Origin of the sequence: Sphingomonas sp. LHG3443-2, from assembly GCF_049896405.1 — a bacterium.
Classification (GTDB): Bacteria; Pseudomonadota; Alphaproteobacteria; order Sphingomonadales; family Sphingomonadaceae; genus Sphingomicrobium.
In genome coordinates, this window is record NZ_JAFCUG010000001.1 from 440,377 (window position 1) to 456,215 (window position 15,839).

Annotated in this window: 24 protein-coding genes and 1 pseudogene; 14 read left to right on the top strand and 11 right to left on the bottom strand. The window is 64.1% G+C overall.

Annotated features, from left to right (window positions below; translation table 11 throughout):
* The first annotated feature begins 35 nt into the window (after window positions 1-35).
* The gene (locus ACP69Z_RS02145) at window positions 36-545 is read left to right on the top strand and encodes a DUF3617 domain-containing protein (protein WP_426265907.1); all 510 of its coding nucleotides are present in this window, start codon (window positions 36-38) and stop codon (window positions 543-545) included.
* A 66-nt stretch (window positions 546-611) separates the two neighbouring features.
* Here ACP69Z_RS02145 and ACP69Z_RS02150 read toward each other — a convergent pair whose 3' ends face one another.
* Complete coding sequence (locus ACP69Z_RS02150) at window positions 612-1,685, bottom strand: TerC family protein (RefSeq protein WP_426265908.1); 1,074 nt, start codon at window positions 1,683-1,685, stop codon at window positions 612-614.
* 40 nt (window positions 1,686-1,725) lie between these two features.
* Entirely contained in the window at window positions 1,726-2,376 is a 651-nt protein-coding gene (locus tag ACP69Z_RS02155; RefSeq protein ID WP_426265909.1) for a DUF2490 domain-containing protein, read from the bottom strand.
* A 775-nt stretch (window positions 2,377-3,151) separates the two neighbouring features.
* Between ACP69Z_RS02155 and ACP69Z_RS02160 the strand changes: the two genes are divergently transcribed.
* On the top strand, window positions 3,152-5,035 hold the full coding sequence (locus ACP69Z_RS02160; protein ID WP_426268028.1) for a ribonucleoside-diphosphate reductase subunit alpha: 1,884 nt from the start codon (window positions 3,152-3,154) through the stop codon (window positions 5,033-5,035).
* Window positions 5,036-5,233: 198 nt separating this feature from the next.
* Window positions 5,234-5,458, top strand: coding sequence for a hypothetical protein (locus ACP69Z_RS02165; RefSeq protein WP_426265910.1), 225 nt, complete (start codon window positions 5,234-5,236; stop codon window positions 5,456-5,458).
* A gap of 71 nt (window positions 5,459-5,529) precedes the next feature.
* On the opposite strand, the gene ACP69Z_RS02170 is transcribed toward ACP69Z_RS02165, so the two are convergent.
* Window positions 5,530-5,787 carry a DUF2171 domain-containing protein gene (locus ACP69Z_RS02170; protein WP_426265911.1) on the bottom strand — a complete coding sequence of 86 codons (258 nt, stop codon included), beginning with the start codon at window positions 5,785-5,787 and terminating at the stop codon, window positions 5,530-5,532.
* A 94-nt stretch (window positions 5,788-5,881) separates the two neighbouring features.
* Between ACP69Z_RS02170 and ACP69Z_RS02175 the strand changes: the two genes are divergently transcribed.
* The 5 genes from ACP69Z_RS02175 (at window position 5,882) to ACP69Z_RS02195 (ending at window position 8,643) form a co-directional block, all read left to right on the top strand.
* Entirely contained in the window at window positions 5,882-6,259 is a 378-nt protein-coding gene (locus ACP69Z_RS02175; protein WP_426265912.1) for a PepSY domain-containing protein, read from the top strand.
* Between the two features lie 51 nt (window positions 6,260-6,310).
* Window positions 6,311-7,363: a ribonucleotide-diphosphate reductase subunit beta gene (locus ACP69Z_RS02180; protein ID WP_426265913.1), complete on the top strand. Its 1,053-nt coding sequence runs from the start codon at window positions 6,311-6,313 to the stop codon at window positions 7,361-7,363.
* Between the two features lie 41 nt (window positions 7,364-7,404).
* The gene (locus ACP69Z_RS02185; protein WP_426265914.1) at window positions 7,405-7,818 is read left to right on the top strand and encodes a hypothetical protein; all 414 of its coding nucleotides are present in this window, start codon (window positions 7,405-7,407) and stop codon (window positions 7,816-7,818) included.
* A 169-nt stretch (window positions 7,819-7,987) separates the two neighbouring features.
* Entirely contained in the window at window positions 7,988-8,221 is a 234-nt protein-coding gene (locus tag ACP69Z_RS02190; protein WP_426268029.1) for a helix-turn-helix domain-containing protein, read from the top strand.
* Window positions 8,209-8,643 (top strand): hypothetical protein, encoded by a 435-nt coding sequence (locus ACP69Z_RS02195; protein ID WP_426265915.1) that lies wholly within the window; start codon window positions 8,209-8,211, stop codon window positions 8,641-8,643. Before ACP69Z_RS02190 ends, ACP69Z_RS02195 begins: the two co-directional genes overlap by 13 nt.
* Here the strand turns inward: ACP69Z_RS02195 and ACP69Z_RS02200 are convergent.
* Window positions 8,633-8,914 (bottom strand): hypothetical protein, encoded by a 282-nt coding sequence (locus tag ACP69Z_RS02200; protein WP_426265916.1) that lies wholly within the window; start codon window positions 8,912-8,914, stop codon window positions 8,633-8,635. The two genes, ACP69Z_RS02195 and ACP69Z_RS02200, sit on opposite strands and share 11 nt — an antisense overlap.
* 45 nt (window positions 8,915-8,959) lie before the next feature.
* Window positions 8,960-9,247: a hypothetical protein gene (locus tag ACP69Z_RS02205; protein WP_426265917.1), complete on the bottom strand. Its 288-nt coding sequence runs from the start codon at window positions 9,245-9,247 to the stop codon at window positions 8,960-8,962.
* A 77-nt stretch (window positions 9,248-9,324) separates the two neighbouring features.
* Here ACP69Z_RS02205 and ACP69Z_RS02210 point away from each other — a divergent pair, with 77 nt between their 5' ends.
* The 4 genes from ACP69Z_RS02210 (at window position 9,325) to ACP69Z_RS02225 (ending at window position 10,794) form a co-directional block, all read left to right on the top strand.
* Complete coding sequence (locus ACP69Z_RS02210; RefSeq protein WP_426265918.1) at window positions 9,325-9,915, top strand: hypothetical protein; 591 nt, start codon at window positions 9,325-9,327, stop codon at window positions 9,913-9,915.
* 91 nt (window positions 9,916-10,006) lie between these two features.
* Window positions 10,007-10,273: an excalibur calcium-binding domain-containing protein gene (locus ACP69Z_RS02215; protein WP_426265919.1), complete on the top strand. Its 267-nt coding sequence runs from the start codon at window positions 10,007-10,009 to the stop codon at window positions 10,271-10,273.
* Between the two features lie 156 nt (window positions 10,274-10,429).
* Entirely contained in the window at window positions 10,430-10,573 is a 144-nt protein-coding gene (locus ACP69Z_RS02220) for a hypothetical protein (protein WP_426265920.1), read from the top strand.
* Complete coding sequence (locus tag ACP69Z_RS02225) at window positions 10,570-10,794, top strand: hypothetical protein (protein WP_426265921.1); 225 nt, start codon at window positions 10,570-10,572, stop codon at window positions 10,792-10,794. The genes ACP69Z_RS02220 and ACP69Z_RS02225 overlap by 4 nt, the downstream gene beginning before the upstream one ends.
* A gap of 57 nt (window positions 10,795-10,851) precedes the next feature.
* Here the strand turns inward: ACP69Z_RS02225 and ACP69Z_RS02230 are convergent.
* Window positions 10,852-11,210 (bottom strand): annotated as a pseudogene (locus tag ACP69Z_RS02230) (DUF2200 domain-containing protein).
* A 251-nt stretch (window positions 11,211-11,461) separates the two neighbouring features.
* Between ACP69Z_RS02230 and ACP69Z_RS02235 the strand changes: the two are divergent.
* The gene (locus tag ACP69Z_RS02235; RefSeq protein WP_426265922.1) at window positions 11,462-11,662 is read left to right on the top strand and encodes a hypothetical protein; all 201 of its coding nucleotides are present in this window, start codon (window positions 11,462-11,464) and stop codon (window positions 11,660-11,662) included.
* Window positions 11,663-11,841: 179 nt separating this feature from the next.
* A complete protein-coding gene (locus ACP69Z_RS02240; protein ID WP_426265923.1) occupies window positions 11,842-12,414 on the top strand; it encodes a DUF1993 domain-containing protein in 573 nt (190 codons plus the stop codon).
* A gap of 13 nt (window positions 12,415-12,427) precedes the next feature.
* On the opposite strand, the gene ACP69Z_RS02245 is transcribed toward ACP69Z_RS02240, so the two are convergent.
* Genes ACP69Z_RS02245 through lgt form a run of 5 tightly spaced genes read right to left on the bottom strand, consistent with a single transcriptional unit; the run spans window position 12,428 to window position 15,831 of the window.
* The gene (locus ACP69Z_RS02245) at window positions 12,428-12,673 is read right to left on the bottom strand and encodes a hypothetical protein (protein ID WP_426265924.1); all 246 of its coding nucleotides are present in this window, start codon (window positions 12,671-12,673) and stop codon (window positions 12,428-12,430) included.
* A 47-nt stretch (window positions 12,674-12,720) separates the two neighbouring features.
* The gene (gene pgeF / locus ACP69Z_RS02250; protein WP_426265925.1) at window positions 12,721-13,488 is read right to left on the bottom strand and encodes a peptidoglycan editing factor PgeF; all 768 of its coding nucleotides are present in this window, start codon (window positions 13,486-13,488) and stop codon (window positions 12,721-12,723) included.
* Window positions 13,485-13,988 carry a GNAT family N-acetyltransferase gene (locus tag ACP69Z_RS02255; protein ID WP_426265926.1) on the bottom strand — a complete coding sequence of 168 codons (504 nt, stop codon included), beginning with the start codon at window positions 13,986-13,988 and terminating at the stop codon, window positions 13,485-13,487. The genes pgeF and ACP69Z_RS02255 overlap by 4 nt, the downstream gene beginning before the upstream one ends.
* Window positions 13,985-14,941, bottom strand: a complete 957-nt coding sequence (locus tag ACP69Z_RS02260) for a class I SAM-dependent methyltransferase (protein ID WP_426265927.1) — start codon at window positions 14,939-14,941, stop codon at window positions 13,985-13,987. Before ACP69Z_RS02260 ends, ACP69Z_RS02255 begins: the two co-directional genes overlap by 4 nt.
* Window positions 14,942-14,958: 17 nt before the next feature.
* Window positions 14,959-15,831: a prolipoprotein diacylglyceryl transferase gene (lgt, locus tag ACP69Z_RS02265; RefSeq protein WP_426265928.1), complete on the bottom strand. Its 873-nt coding sequence runs from the start codon at window positions 15,829-15,831 to the stop codon at window positions 14,959-14,961.
* Between the last annotated feature and the right edge of the window lie 8 nt (window positions 15,832-15,839).

A 15,839-nucleotide genomic window follows, 5' to 3' on the forward strand; every position in this document is an offset into this window, starting at 1 on the left:
AGCTGGCGGTTCATACCTGTTGGGGGAGATCACCGATGCGTTCACTCGTCCTGTTCGGCACCATGCTGCTCGCCGCGTGCGGCCAGGAAGCGCCCAAGGAAGCACCCAAGGCCGCGCCCGCGACGCTGCCGGCCGGCACCTATGAAGTGACCGCGACCACAAAGAGTCTGGTGTCGACCGACAAGACCCCGCTGCCGACCTTCACCAAGGGAGGTGAGGTCGTCAAGACACAGGGCTGCGTCGGCGCCGACGGGCTTCCGGCCCCCGAACTGCTAGCCGCCAAGGGCGACCAGTGCACGCTGACCGATCCCTATGTCCGCTCGGGCCGGATGAACCTGACCCTCGCCTGCAATCGCTCGGGACAAGGCAAGGTCAATGCCGTTCTCGACGGCAAGTATGACGGCGAAGGCTTCACCGGCACCGTCACCGCCAACAGCAGTTTCTCGGGTCCGGGCGACTACAAGATGGTCCAGGACGTGGTCGCCCGTAAGGTCTCCGATCAATGCACCGCGGCGCCGGCCGGAGGCGCTTCGACGAAGGCGTAACGGTCACCTTCACCGCAATCAAAAGGCCGCTGCTCCCAGCCGGGAACAGCGGCCTTTTTTCGTCGCCTAAAGCGCCTTGCCGTCGGTGAGATCGTCGAGATGGCGCCGGGCACCATCCGCACCCTCGTCCGCCGGCCATTGCGGCTCCTCTGCGCCCTTGGTCTTGTAGAGCGAGTAGAGGACGCCGCCCGCGATCAGCGCCGCGGTGACGCCGAGGCTGACCAGCGGCGGGAACTTGTCGCCGCCCATCAGGAAGTCGGCGACGAAGATCTTGGAGCCGATGAACACCAGCACCAGCGCCAGCGCATATTTGAGATAGTGAAAACGGTGCACCATCGCCGCCAGCGCGAAATACAGCGCGCGCAGGCCCAGGATGGCCATGATGTTCGAGGTGTAGACGATGAACGTATCGGTGGTGATCGCGAACACCGCCGGCACACTGTCGACCGCGAACACCAGGTCGGCAAGGTTGATGACCACCAGCGCCAGGAACAAGGGGGTTGCCGCCCACACCAGCTTGCCGGTCTTGCTGTCGGCGATCCGCACGAAGAAATGCTGGTCGTGCAGGTCCTTGGTCACCCGCATGTGGCGCGAGATGAAGCGGACGGCGGGATTGTGCTCGATGTCCATCGGCTTGTCGCCGGCAAACAGCATCTTGATCCCGGTAAACACCAGAAACGCCGCGAAGATGTAGAGCACCCACTCATATTGCTGCACCACCGCGGCACCCAGCCCGATCATGATGCCGCGCAGCACGATCACCGCCATGATGCCCCACAGCAGCGCGCGATATTGATACTTCGGGGGAATCGCGAAGTAGGTGAAGATCAGGCTGATCACGAAGACGTTGTCGATCGACAACGCCTTTTCGATGAAGAAGGCGGTGTAATAAGCGATCGTCAGTTCGATCCCGGCCGCGGCGCCCAGGTCCGCGGTCTTCTGGAAATAGACCCAGACACCGAACGCAAGCGCGATCGAAATGTAAAAGGCCGAGAGCTTGAGGCTCTCGCCGATGCCCATTTCCTTGTCCTCCTTGTTGAGGAAGCCAAGGTCGAAGGCGGTCAGGCCGGCGACGATGCCGACAAAGGCCAGCCAGAACCACACGGGGGTTCCGAGCCAGTCGGTGAACAGGAATTCCATCAGAAGCGGCTCCTAAGGGCGGCAGCCGCGACGCCGCGGCTCAGAGGTTGAGGGTGAGGTTGAGCGTCGGTGCGTGTCCGACCCGGTCGGGCGCGTTCTTGCGGATGCTCTGCTGGCGCGTGTAGCCGATGCCCAGATCGACTTGGCCGAGGGTCCGTTCGAAGCCGACGAAGGTGCGAAGGCCAGTGATCCCGGTATCCCCGCCGCGGCTGGTCGAGCGCAGCGTCAGAAAGCCTTCGGCCGAGCCGGCGAGCTTCCACCCGTCCTTTTCGTTCGACAGCGGCAGCGCATAGCCGATCCGCTGGCGAACCCGCCAACCGGTCTTGTCCGCGTCGTCGATAAAGCGCTGCTCGACCCGCGTACGGCCCTTCAGCCCGAAGGAGCCGACATCGTAGCTCGCCTGCTGGATCAGCCGCGTTTCCTTGGTATCGCCTTCCTTGCTGCGGTGCAGGCCGACGCTGGCCTTGAGCGAACCGAACTCCTGCCCCAGCCACAAGCGATAGGTCTGGTTGTCGCCGGTCGGATTGCTGCTGCCCCGCGCCCGCTGCTGGGTCTGGATTTGCACAAAGGTGCCGCCCTCGAATTCCTTGGAGATCGTGCCCTCGAACCAGCCCTCGAGGTAATTCGCCTCGGCCAGCGCCGGGCTCGACAGGCTGACGGCAATCGCCGCCCCAAGCAAACGGGTGATCATGGTCCACAAACCCCAAGAAAACGGGTCGCCCGCCCGGCGCCCTCGTCAGCGCCAATGTGACATCGATATTGCAGGCTGATGACAAGGCGGGCGCAGCATGGTGGCGCCGCGATGTCACCCGCCTCCTTTTCACGTCAGCCATGGTTCGACACTCCTCTGAACGACATCGCAAAGCCGATCGGAGGTCCTCGAAGGCGAAACAGGCCGCGGGATACAAGAAAGGTCGCGCCGGGCCTGCAAGCGATCGGAAATCTCCGATGCGGTCCGACATCACGCTCCTGCTGCCGGATAGGCAACGCAGGGGGCGCCAGAGGGGCCCGGTCCGCGAGGGCCAGATACGGCGGCAATCCGCCCTTTTCAACCCGGCAGCCCTTGATACGGCCGAAAGGCGAGGGCCGAGGTACCCGGCGGGGATCGGTTTTTCTTGCTCCCTGAGCAGAACCGCTAACGCCCCTCGCTGCGCCTCGCTCGCTGCGGCTTCACCGCCACATTATCCACCGCAAAATAAACTCGTCTCGCATTTTCCCGCTTGCGCCTGACCCCGGCTCAAGACACAAGATGTTGTAGCGGACTTGGGGAATCAACGCACAAGATTGTGGTTGGCGCTGGGGATAACTATATTCCTGGTGAAGGGAGAGCTGTCTCTGTGGATAACGGGGACAAGGCTCGAAACCGGCTCCAGGGCCTAGCGAATCGCGGCTGGCAGGCGTATCCGGCAGCCGTGAACGAAACAGGAACACAGCGCGGCCCGCTTGGCCGCCAGGAGGAAGACGGCATGGACTTCTCGAGCAGCAGCGAGGTCGGCAGCACCGACACCACCACTGCGCCGGTTTCGGCGAAGAAGGACAGCAAGACGGTCGACGCCCGGCGCTTCGATGTCGTCACCGACACCTCGCGCGACGCGCTCCTGACCGAATTCGGCAAGGACACGCTGAACGACCGCTATCTCCTGCCCGGCGAGAACTACCAGGACCTGTTCGCCCGCGTCGCCGCCGCTTACGCCGACGATGCCGATCATGCGCAGCGCGTCTACGACTACATCTCCAAGCTGTGGTTCATGCCGGCGACGCCCGTGCTGTCCAACGGCGGCACCGGCCGCGGTCTGCCGATCAGCTGCTATCTGAACAGCGTGTCCGACAGCCTGAACGGCATCGTCGACACCTGGAACGAGAACGTCTGGCTCGCCTCCAAGGGCGGCGGCATCGGCACCTATTGGGGCGCGGTGCGCGGGATCGGCGAACCGGTCGGCCTCAACGGCAAGACCAGCGGCATCATTCCCTTCGTTCGGGTGATGGACTCGCTGACCCTCGCGATCAGCCAGGGCTCGCTGCGCCGCGGCTCGGCTGCCTGCTATCTCGACGTGTCGCACCCCGAAATCGAGGAATTCCTCGAAATCCGCAAACCCTCGGGCGACTTCAACCGCAAGGCGCTGAACCTCCACCACGGCGTGCTGATCACCGACGAGTTCATGGAATGCGTCCGTGAAGGCGGCGAATTCACCCTGCGCAGCCCCAAGGACGGCTCGCCGCGCGGCACCGTCGATGCGCGCTCGCTGTTCCAGAAGCTGGTGGAGACCCGCCTCGCGACGGGCGAGCCCTACATCATCTTCATCGACCAGGTGAACCGGTCGATGCCGAAGCACCACCGCGACCTCGGGCTCAAGGTGTCGACGTCGAACCTGTGCTCGGAAATCACCCTTCCGACCGGCCGCGACCACCTCGGCATGGACCGCACCGCGGTCTGCTGCCTGTCCTCGCTCAACCTCGAAACCTGGGACGAGTGGAACGGCGACAAGCAGTTCATCGAGGACGTCATGCGCTTCCTCGACAATGTCCTGACCGACTATATCGACCGTGCGCCCGACGAGATGGCGCGGGCCAAGTATAGCGCCGAGCGCGAGCGTTCGGTCGGCCTCGGCGTAATGGGCTTCCACTCCTTCCTCCAGGCCCGCGGCCTGCCGTTCGAAGGGGCGATGGCGAAGAGCTGGAACCTCAAGATCTTCAAGCACATCAAGGCGCAGGTCGACGAAGCCTCGCTTCACCTCGCGACCGAGCGTGGGCCCTGTCCCGACGCCGCCGACATGGGCGTGATGGAGCGCTTCAGCTGCAAGATGGCGATCGCTCCGACCGCGTCGATCTCGATCATCTGCGGCGGCACCTCGGCCTGCATCGAGCCGATCCCAGCCAACGTCTACACCCACAAGACGCTGTCGGGCTCCTTCTCGATCCGCAATCCGTATCTGGAAAAGCTGCTGATCGAGAAGTCCAAGAACTCGGACGCGGTGTGGAATTCGATCCTCGAACAGGGCGGCAGCGTCGCCCATCTCGACTTCCTGACGGACGACGAAAAGGCGACCTACAAGACCAGCTTCGAGATCGACCAGCGCTGGCTGATCGAGCTTGCGGCCGATCGCACGCCCTACATCGACCAGGCGACCTCGCTGAACCTGTTCATCCCGGCCGACGTCGACAAGTGGGACCTGATGATGCTCCACTTCCGCGCCTGGGAACTCGGCATCAAGTCGCTCTACTATCTTCGCTCCAAGTCGGTGCAGCGCGCGGGCTTTGCGGGCGGGGTCGAAGCCGACAACACCGCCGAAGCACCCAAGTACGAGCTCGCCGCCAGCACCGACTATGACGAGTGCCTGGCCTGCCAATAAGGCCGTAGCCGCTTGCCTCCTGCACCGCGGGAGGCAAGCGAAACGGCGGCGCCGATCCGCCAGGACGCAAGGAGGAGGTTTTCCCCATGCTGAAGATCGTGATCCTCATTGCCCTGCTCGCCGGCGCCTATCTCCTGCTGCGCAGCCGCAACCGGAGGCTACCGTGACGATCGCCGCGTCACGGGCGTTGGGGCGGCCATGAACATCTTTTTCCTCATACTCGGCGGCCTCAGCGCGCTGATGGGCCTCCTCACCTTGATCGCCGCGCTGCGGGGGCGGGTCGGGGAATCGCGCAAGTCCACCGCGCAGCTGATTGCCGGCATGATGCTGCTCGCCTTCGGGCTGGTGCTCGGCGGCTTTGCCATCGCCTATGCGACGACCGAGCCCTATCCTGAATTCGCCAACGAGACGGGGGCGGCATGAGCCTTTCCAGCCCAGCCGCCCCCGCGTCATCGACCCTGCGCCCGCGTCACTCGGACGAGGGCACGGCGCGCTTATTCCTCGACAAAGGTCTGCGCGTTGGCGGCCGTTGCCGACAGCCGGACCTTGTCGCCTTCGACTTCGGCGACGAGGCCGGTCGAGATGAAATGGTGATGCCCGGCATGCGCGCCCTCGGCACCCTCGATCTCGGCGCCGCTGTCCTTCTTGGTCAGCTTGATCCGGTCGCCTTCCACCTTGTCGACCGTGCCGACATGGACGCCATCGGCGCCGATCACTTCCATATGCTCGCGGATCTGGCTGGTGTCGGTCATGCTGCTACTCCTGCTCCTGGGGGTTGGTTGACCGCTGAACGTCCGGTCAGAGGTTTCGATGCACAACCGTTTCGTTTCTCGCGGAGCCCCTCGCATGCGTAAGTGGCACCGCTGGTTGAGCGTCCTGTTCGGCCTCCTCATCATGTTCATCGCGGTCACTGGCCTGATGAGCCACCTTGCCGCCATCGTCGCCGACGGACAGCCCGCCCCGGTTGCCGCCGCGCCCGCCGGCTTCACCTGCCCCGAAACCATGACCTGCCGCCCCAAGCCGGCGCCCGACAGCGCCCGCGCATGGGTCGGGTTCATGCACCACCTTCACTCGGGCGAAGAGTTCGGCTCGCTCGGCACCGCACTTGCCATGCTGTCCGGCGCCGCACTCATTTTCTTCGCTTTTTCAGGGCTTTGGCTGTATATCCAGATGTTCCGCGGACGCGCTGGCTCGGCCAAGCGCGGCGGCAGGTTCTTCTGGTGACCCGGCCCTCGCCCACCCATCTTCGTCTCTGATCACCCGGGAGGTAAATCGATGCCCCTTCTTCAAGCCAACAAGGCCTACAAGCCCTTCGAATATCCCTGGGCCTTCGAATTCTGGAAGCGCCAGCAGCAGATCCACTGGATGCCGGAAGAAGTGCCGCTGGGCGAAGACTGCCGCGACTGGGCGCAGAAACTCACGCCCCACGAGCGCAACCTCCTGACCCAGATCTTCCGCTTCTTCACCCAGGCCGACGTCGAGGTGCAGGACTGCTACCACGACAAGTACGGCTCGGTGTTCAAGCCGACCGAGATCAAGATGATGCTGACCGCGTTCAGCAACATGGAAACGGTGCACATCGCCGCTTACTCGCACCTGCTCGACACGATCGGCATGCCCGAAAGCGAATATAGCGCCTTCCTCCAGTACAAGGAGATGAAGGACAAGCACGACTATCTGAACACCTTCGGGGTCGACACCGACGCCGACATCGCCAAGACGCTGGCCATGTTCGGCGCCTTTACCGAAGGCCTGCAGCTGTTCGCCTCCTTCGCGATGCTGATGAACTTCCCGCGCTTCAACAAGATGAAGGGCATGGGCCAGATCGTCAGCTGGTCGGTCCGCGACGAAAGCCTCCACTGCGAGGGCATCATCAAGCTGTTCCACGCCTTCGTGAAGGAGCGCGACTGCCTGACCGCGGACGTCAAGGATTCGATCATCGACCAGTGCCAGAAGACCGTCCGCCTCGAGGACGCCTTCATCGACCTAGCGTTCGAGCAGGGCCCGGTCGAGGGCATGACGCCCAAGTCGATCAAGAAGTACATCCGCTACATCGCCGACTGGCGCCTGGGGCAACTCGGCTTCCAGCCGATCTACATGATCGACGAGCACCCCCTCCCCTGGCTCGCCCCGCTGCTGAACGGCGTCGAGCACGCCAACTTCTTCGAGCAGCGCGCGACCGAATATTCCAAGGCCGCGACCAAGGGGAATTGGAACGAGGTGTGGGACAATTTCGACCGCCGGCAGAAGGCCAAGGTCGCCAACGACGCGCCGGCGGCGGAAGCTGAGGGCGGGTTGTTCGACACGGCTGGGGTGGCGGCGGAGTAGGCTTCGAGAACGGATTGACCTTTATACCGTGATCGATATAAATGAGCCAAGTAGACCGTAGATTTACCCTTCTGAGCGTTGATGAGCTTGGCGACGATCTTGATCGTTGCCAGACTGAAGACTCGTATGCCTACCCAAGGATCCTTGTATTTCTGCAAGAGCTTGATGGGAATTCCGGCCTTTGCGAACGGTTGATCGACGAGCGGTATTCAGATCATGAGGTCCAGGACATCTCGCCATTTTGGCATCTGCAGGATGAGGGATTGAATGTTTTCCGACTGAAATTAGTGGATGTCGGAGCTTGGCGTTTGATCACCGCCGGAGATCGTCGCTCACGTACTGTAGCGGTTCTCGGGCTAATGCGTCGGGATCAAGACTATGAGAACGACCCGCAATTTGTGGCACGTCTGAAAGAAAGTTATGATAAATTGGGCTTTGGGCTCTGGGGCCGATAACTCAGGCAAGTATGCCGCAAGAAGGCGGCCACGTCCGGCGCATGCCTTTCACATGCGTCAAACTTATAACGTCGCACCTCCCGAAGGTTTCTCAACGCTTTCCTCTTTGCTGTCTCAAAGACTTAGTGATCCGGCTACAGTTAGCGCAGTACGGCAGGCCCGCATTGAGATGGCAAGAGAGCGCGTTACGAAGCGCGGATACGCTGATTTGGGTGATTTACGGCAGCTCAAGGGCTTCACTCAGGGGGAGCTCTCAGAGCTAGTTTGCACCACCCAGCCGCGACTCTCGTGTTGGGAAGCAGGACGCGACAGGCCAAGCTATGATAACTTAGTTGCACTCAAAACTGCTCTCGAAGTCACGTTTGATGAACTCCACGAGGCATTGTCTAAATGTCGCAGTTAGAGATTTGCGCTTTTTTCTGCGAGGACGCACGCCAAGAAATTGGCGGCAAGCCTATGTTCTTAGGGGTGTTGTCTTCGGTAGTGATGGTTGATGAGTTTCCGATGTCTGGGGACTTGACGTATGTTTCCCTCTTCTATGTGCCGAGCAGCATCAGCGAGTTTGAAGCGCAGCTAGATATCACAGTGGAGAATGACGGCGATCGTCAGCAAATATTTTCCTCGAAAAAGAAGCTGAAGAAGGTCAATAGTGATGATCTTGATGATTGGGTCTGCACGAGCACCTTCGACCTAGACCACCTTGAGCTTGCTGAGAACGCGCTACTTGAGGCGCGCGTTAGCGCGAATGGCGTGCGTTCGATTAGGCGCTTGAGAGTTCGAAAGACGTACGAAGAGGAGTTCGAAGTTGAGGTTGTCAGAGGATAGGCACGAGCCTTGTCTTGACTAGTGCATATTCATCTACGCGCGTCCACCGCCCTCTAGGCTGCGCATAACTATGCACCCGCCGCACTCGCCGTTCGTGCCAGTTGATGTTCACCGCCCATAGCGTCGGAAAGAAGAACAGGCTCGAATAAGGCAGGTTGTCGTCGATCCAGCGCGCTAGGATCTGCCAGTCGCCGGGCTCCTGATGCGCGTCCCAGAAGGCCGGAATCACCACGCAGGCGGTCGCGCCCATGCAGCCGTCCTTGTCCCGCATGTCCCAGATATGGTGCGCCGCATTCTTCTCGTTCGACGCGCAATTTTAGCCGGGTTTGCCCGCCTTCTGCATCGCATTGCCGAGCGCGTTGACCTCGCGGCTGCGATAGGCCGAGCGGATCGCCAGCCGCCCCCACCTTCCCTGCAATGGCTCCAGCAGCTCCTCGCACAGCCGAGTCCCCGCCGCGACCGCTAGCTCGGGATCGTCCGGCGCGTTGCTCAGCCGGTGCGCCGAGGCGACCTCGCTATGCAGCATGTCGCGCATGAAGAACGTGGCGCTGAGCCGCACCCGGCCAAGCTCGTCCAACTGCTGCACAGTCCAGGTCCGCGTCACTCGCCCCCTTTGTTACCCCGGACTTGATTAGGGGTCCGCCTTGTCTTCTACTCGGATCGGCCGAGCGGAGAATAGCCATGCAGGAACAAGCCTACCGCAAGTACATCCTGAAAACCTGGCCACGAAGCCACCTCTGGCAATGCCGGGCCGATCTCGACGGCCGGGAAGTAGGCGAGCGTGAGGTAGCTGACGATGCCGACGACGCCTTGGCCGCTATGAAGGCAAAACTCGACGCCCGCGACGCCACCATCACAGAGGGAAGAGGCAAGGATGGCTGCCCGTCTGCCTTGGAATATGCAGAAGCATTCGCTCGCGTGAAGATGTCGCCGGGACACGAAGCGATGTTGAAAGCGCATCTCGACGCCCCCGACCACTGCCTCACAGCGACTGAACTCGCTGCTGCGGCCGGCTATGCGAATTGGAGTGCGGCCAATCTTCAATATGGGCTGCTCGGTCAGGCCGTTGCAGTCGATCTTAGCTTCAACCCGCGAACACGGGACGATGGCACTACCATCTGGACGACCGCTCTGGCCGACTCGGCCGGACGCCTCAACGATGACGTCGACTCGGCCAGCCTGCACCGCAGCATGGAACGGCGGGAGGAAGATCAACATTTCGAGTGGACATTGCGCCCTCAGGTGGTGGAGGCGCTCCGGGGGCGACGTTAGCCGCTACTAGCGTGATGGCTCAGGACGAGCGCAAGACCGGCGAAGGCAGTGGCAACTCTTTCTCAACCCTCGATCGCCTACCCTCGCGCCCATGCGCAACCTCGTCATCACCGCCCTCGTATTGTTGCCCTCGCTGGCGACGATCGCACACGCCGCGCAGTCCTACCGCGCGCCAAGGCAGAATAACCTTCAGGGCAACTACCGGGCGCTAACACCTGCCGAAGCCAGCGTGACCTATTCCGGCTGCAATGAAGTCCGCCAACGCGGCCTCGCCCCCTTGCGGCGCGGCCAGCCAGGGTATCGGCCGTGGATGGACGGCGACAATGACGGCCTCGCCTGCGAGCCGGTCCGCCGCTGACCAGCATCCCCGGGTTCAGCATAGCGCCGCCAATTAGCCATCCACCCCCACCCGTGCTACACCCCTCTCATCGCACGGATCGGCCTCGTAAGCCCGTGCGGCTGAGAGACCTCAACGCGCTCTTGCTTACCGGCATGGAGCTGTTTTCTCATGGACATGAACTATCTCTACTGGCGCCGCGGCGTCTCGCTGGCGCGGGCGCGGGCGGCTACCTGCGAATCGTCGTGCATGGCGCATCTTGGCCTGTTTGAAGCCTATGGCCACCGCATCGCTGCTCGCCGTCAGGCGGCCAATTCATGAGCCGGGTTCTCTTCCTCAAGCTCGCCGAAAGCGACGTGATCGCCAAGTGCGACGCGGCCGACGTGGGCATCTCCGCCCTTGAGAAGCTGCCCGACGGCGGCACCCGCCTCGTCTGCCAGAGCAGCGCCGGCGCCGCGCTGATGACGACCAAGTTCAAGGGCAAGCTCATGGCCCACGACGCCCGGCGCGAACGCTTCCGCCCGGCTTTCTCGCGCGCCTGAGCGACACCCGCCCGCCCGCTCTTCGATCAGAAGGGCGGGCGCCGAGGCCTCCCCGGCTCAACCCGCCTCCGCGTCACTCCGCAAGATCTTCGCCATCGGCCGCCCGCGCGCCAGTTCGTCGACCAGCTTGTCGACGGTGCGGATCTCACGCATCAGCGGGTCTTCGACCGCTTCCACCGCGACCCCGCAGACCTTGCCGGTGATCGCCAGCCGCGCTGGGTTCATCGCCGCGCTTCGGCGAAAAAGGTGCGAAAGTCGGCGCCCTCAGCCAGCGCCCGCTCCAGCGCCGCCTGGCTGTAACCGGTCAGCCAGCGGAGGATCTCGTCCACTTCGGCGCGTGTCCGCCCTTTCTTCTCCGCCTTGGCGACATAATGGACGTGCACGCTGGCGACGCTGGTGGTGAAGATGCGGTGCATGGGCGCGGGGCTCTCTTGGCTTCATCCCTGGGCCGAGCACGATAGCGCGGTCGAACGCCCAAAGTGAGGGGAGCGCGCCGGGCAGCAACATAGAGCAAGCATCTTGCCGCGCTCAGGTCCCGCTCCAACCCGCTTGACTCGCATCCGTCACAAACTTGCGCTACACAATCGGCAGCACCGGTAAATCCACTAGCGCGCCGGTGCACGAGAGACAGGTGAGAGCTCCCCGCTAAGCAACGAGGGAGACAGTCATGTCTTCAGAAGATTTTTCCTATTACTCCAAGCGCATCGCGGACGAGCAGGCCCGTGCCGCTGAGGCCCCGACGGCCGAGATCGCTGCGGTGCATGAAAAGCTCGCGCATCTTTATCGCTCGCTGACTGAGCGGCTGGAGCGCTCGCCCTCCGACCAGGATCTCGCGCCCCTCACCCCCGACGCGCAGCAGACCCGCTAGGGCTTGCCGCGGCGCCGGGCGGCGCGGCCCCTTGCGATGTAGGAATCGCTTTCGTAGCAGGGTTCGGGGCGCGTTCTGCCCGACGCAGAGCAAGGGCGCGGGCGCGAAAAAGCTGCGCCCTATGTGAACTTCGTGAACTTCGCTTGCCGCGCTGGCCCGTCCCGCCGCATAGCGCTGCGATGACCTTGACCCAGCTTCTCGTTCCCACCCTCGTCAATCAGCTCGGCGCGCTGTCGCAGTGGCTGGCCAAGGGCGAGGCTCACGCCGCCGCCCACGGCCAGGACCCCGAGGCCCTGCTCGCTGTCCGCCTGGCGGTCGATATGTTCCCCCTCCACTCGCAAGTCCGCATCGCCGCCTTCCAGGCCCGTGAGGCGGTGCATCGGCTGCGGGGTGAAGAGACCCCGGGCGAGACGGTGGCGCTGCGCACCCACGCCGCGATGAAGCAGGACGACACCGGCACCCTTGCCGAGCATCGCGCGACCCTTGCCGACACGCTCGCCTTTCTTGAAGGCGTTGCGCCGGGCGAGTTCGATGCCGCCGCCGATCGCCCGGTCGCGCACGCGCTGCCGATGGGCATGGTGTTCGACATGACCGGCTTCACCTTCGTCCGCGACTGGGCGCTGCCGCAAGTCAGCTTCCACACCGGCATGGCTTATGCCCTGCTGCGCAGCGCCGGCGTGCCGCTCGGCAAGCAGGATTACGTGCCTTATCTGTTCGCTTATCTTCGCCCCGGAACCATGCCCGGCGGCTGAGCCCCCTCAATACTCAGAGATCGAGGGAAATGGCGTAATCGGACGGGCTCCATCCCGCCCAGCGCGCGGCGGCAAGCACCACGACCATCAGCGCCATGGCGACGGCCAGGATGCCGATCCCCATCACCCATGCTTCACGTTCCCGCACTTCGGCGGCGCTGAGCTTCTTTTCGGGCGGCGGCGGCGGCGCGCGGCGAATGCGCGAGCCCACCTTGCGCGGTCCCCCGGCAAGATCGACGGCCTGTTTCCGGACGGGCAAGGGTTGCGCCATGGCCTCGACCATAAGGCCAAGCCCTTGCCGAGAAGTTAGCGGGCGGGCGGCAAACCGATCAGGCTGATCTGCCGGCCGTAGCTTGGCTCGCCGCGGTGCGTCGCGCGGCGGAAGGAATAGAAATCCTCTTCGCGCGCATAGGTGTCGAGCCCCAGCGTCTCGACCTGCCGCAGCCCCGCCGCGGCTAGCCGGTGGAGCAGATAGGCGGGCAAGTCGAAATGCGGGCGCCCCGCCGGACCGTCCGTGAAGAAGCGCTCGGTATCCGGATCGGCAGCCAGGAACGGTTCGGGGAAGGCGTGATCGACCTCGTAGCTTGTCCGGGTGATGGTCGGGCCGATCGCCGCAGCAATCCGGCTTCGCTCCGCGCCGAGCTTTTCCATTGCCGCGACGGTCACTTCTGAAACCCCGCCCAGCGAACCGCGCCAGCCCGCGTGCGCTGCGCCGACCACCCCTGCCTCGCGGTCGGCGAACAGAAGGGGTGCGCAGTCAGCGGTGAGGATGCCGAGCAGGATGCCGGGCCGGTCCGTCACCAGCGCGTCGGCATGCGGCCGCTCATCGTCCGACCAGTTGCCGGCTTCCAGCACCCCGGTGCCGTGCACCTGATAGGGCGAGACGATGGCCGCGCCCGGCAGCACGGCGTCAGCCGCGCGGCGGCGGTTCTCGACGATGAGCGCACGGTCGTCGCCGCTGCCCCAGCCACAGTTGAGGCTCGCCATCGCGCCCTCACTGACCCCGCCGGCGCGGCCGAGGAAGCCGTGCGGCAGGTCGGTCAGGCTACGCGCCCGCCAGACCGGGACGCTCACAGCTGCGCCTCCCAGACCCGATCCTCGTCGGCATGACTGCCGACCATGAAGGTCACAGGCCCACGATCCTCGAAGCCGAAGCGCTCGTAAAAGGCTTGCGCCCGCCAGTTCTCGCCGAACACCGACAGCGCCATCCGTTTTGCTCCGCGAAGCTTGGCTTCGTCCAACGCCCAGTTCATCAGCCCGTGCGCCAAGCCCGTCCCATGCGCGGCCTTGAGGAGGTAGAGTTGCCGCAGCTCGATCAGCCCTTCGGGATCGACGTGGGGAAGCTTGCTGGGGCCGATCTTGGCGTAGCCAACGACCGCGCCATCCATCTCACCGACCTGAAAGGCATGCGCCGGATCGTCGAACTCCGCCCGCCACGCATCGGCGGTGAAGCGGTCGAGGAAAGCGGCAAGGTCGGCCGGATCGTAGAGGTGCGCGAAGGTGTCGCAGAAACTGGTGCGGAACACCTGGTCGATGGCGGGCAGGTCGGCAGCCGTGGCGGGTCGAATGATCATAGCCCGGCCGGCTTTGGCCATTCGGGCGAGTGGATGGCAAGCACCTTGAACAGGCTGCCCATCTGGTCGGGGCGGCACAGCCGCGCGCGCGCCGCCTCGATCTCTCCCGCGCGCGCCGGCGAAGCGTTGGCAAGCGCCCGGGCGCGCGCTTGAATGCCGAGCCGCTCGAGCCAGGCGCCCTGCTCGGCCGGGCCGGCGACAAAGGCGCCAGCCTCCCGCGCCACCTCGGTCACCCGCTGGAAGTCGACGTGGCTGGTGAGATCGTTGTCGCCAGGGTCGGCCAGCACCGGCGCGAAGCGATGGCTCCGTACGGCTTGCAACGTGTCACCCGCCGCGCTCCGCTCGTGGCCATAGTCGATCACCAGCGCCACGCCGCCGAGCGCCACCAGCCCTTCGCTCAGCGCCTGCACCGCCTCATCTCGGGCAGGCGAGCTTTCGGTCACTTCGCCGTCGCGATCGAACGCCAGGCCGTTGCCGATCCATTCGACGTGCCGCTCGATCCCGTCGACATGCTGACGGATCGGCAGCGCGTCGAGGAACTCGTTCGCCACCACCAGCAACGGCGCGTCGCCGGGCAGGTCGTTGAGGCTGTCGTGATGGATGACTTCGCCGAGCAGCGCCGCCTGTGCCTCGCGCAAAGTCGGGCTGGTTTCGACCAGATGGACGGGCGGCGTCAGCCCCGCGCTGCGCATCACCCGCAGCGCATCGCTCGCCAGCGTGCCCCGGCCCGGCCCGAGCTCGACGTAGCGCACGTTTGCCGGCGCCCCTGCTCGCCGCCACACATCGGTCAGCGCCGCCCCGGCCAGTTCGCCGAACATCTGGCTGATTTCAGGCGCGGTGGTGAAATCGCCCGCCGCGCCAAGCGGGTTGCGAGTCGCGTAATAATAAGCGTTGCAGGCCTCCATGTAGGCCTCGACGCTGAGCGGTCCGTCGCTGCGCAGCCGCTCCTGCAAGGCGCGCGCGAAGGGCGTCAGGCGACGCTCTCCTGCCCCGCGATGCTCTCCACCCGCTGCCGCCGTCCCTTGGCGGTCGCCATCAGGTACAGCCCGCCAAGGATCATCGGCACGCACAGCCACTGGCCCATGTGCAGCCCCGTGATCTCGGCGAATTCGCGCAAGTGGTTGTCGGGCTCGCGGATGAATTCCACCCCGAAGCGGAACACGCCATAGAAGAACAGGAATGCGCCCACCAGCATGCCTGGCTGGTAGCGGGCGCGCGTCCGCCAGAACATGACGGCAAGAATGGCGAACAGCAGGATGCCTTCGAGCGCCGCTTCATACAGCTGGCTCGGATGCCGCGGCGGGCCGAGCACAACTACGCCCGCTACCACCTCAGGAAAGCGCACTGCCCACGGCACGTTGGTCGGCGCGCCCCACAGCTCGGCGTTGACGAAGTTCGCGAGCCGTCCGGTGAACAGCCCGATCGGCACCACGCAGGCGACATAATCGTGCAGCCGCAGCCACTGCAGCTTCTCTTTCCACGCGAGATAGATGATCCCGATGCTGGTTCCGATGACGCCGCCGTGGAAGCTCATGCCGCCGTCCCACAGCTTGATGATCTCCAGCGGGTTTTCGAGATAAAAGCCCGGGCGGTAGAACAGGACGTATCCGAGGCGCCCGCCAAGGATCACGCCCAAGGATGCATAGAACACGAGGTCGTCGGCATGGCGCCGCGCCATCGGTGCGCCCGGCTGCTTGATCAGCTTGAGCAGGTACCAATAGCCAAGGAAGATACCGGCGAGGTAAGCGAGGCTGTACCAGCGCAGCTCGAACACGCCGAGGTTGAGCGCCACGGGATCGAGCCCGAGCCTGGTGAAGTCGATCGCTGCGACGCTCAAGTTCATTACTGGTC